The following is an 820-nucleotide window of genomic DNA, read 5'->3' on the forward strand; positions in this document are numbered from 1 at the left end:
TATCACCGCATGTGATGAAAGGTCGAAGCCATATGGACCTTCGCTCCTTGACGATCTTCGTGAAGGTGGCCGAGTTGCGTAGCTTCGTGCTCGCTGCAAAGCACTTCAGCATGACGCAGTCGGGCGTCAGCAACGCGATCCAGCGTCTCGAGAACCAACTAGGTGTTCTCCTGCTGATGCGTACGACACGAAAGGTGAACCTCACGGACGACGGGCAGGCCTTCTTCGAGCGGTGCCGCCACATCCTTGCAGAGCTTCAGGATGCGCAATTGGCATTGACCAGTTCGCAAGCGCAACCAACAGGCCGATTGCGGATCAGCCTTCCAGTGTCATTCGGACGGTTCAAAATTATTCCCATTCTAGGACGTTTCCAGTCTTTGTTTCCAGATGTGGACATTCAGGTTATTATTACAGACCGGTTTGTTGATCTCGTGGATGAGAGCATCGATGTTGCTATCCGAATTGGAATGCTTAGCGACTCAAGATTGATTGCCCGGCAGTTGACGACGGTCCGGCGACGTGTCGTAGCTACTCCAGCTTACCTTGCGCACCACGGGCGGCCGCGAAGTCCCTCAGATCTCGCAAACCACCTTTGTATTGCGCAAACATTCCAAGACTCTGACCGGAAAAAAGAGTGGCGATTTATCAAGAATGGCATTGAACAGACTTTCGTACCAGACGGATGGTTGTCAGTCAGCGACACGACTGCGATGACAATGGCCATAGTATCTGGATACGGACTGGGACAAGTTCATGAGCACTATGTCGAACAACATTTGATAGACGGATCTCTGGAAACAGTACTCGATCAGTATATAGT

General features: G+C 51.5%; 1 protein-coding gene. It reads left to right on the plus strand.

All coding sequences use genetic code 11. From position 1 onward, the window contains the following. Positions 1-47: 47 nt before the first annotated feature. On the plus strand, positions 48-820 hold a 773-nt coding region (locus FV242_RS34005), incomplete at its 3' end, for a LysR family transcriptional regulator (protein WP_187278688.1).

The organism is Methylobacterium sp. WL64, assembly GCF_008039945.1.
Lineage (GTDB): Bacteria > Pseudomonadota > Alphaproteobacteria > Rhizobiales > Beijerinckiaceae > Methylobacterium.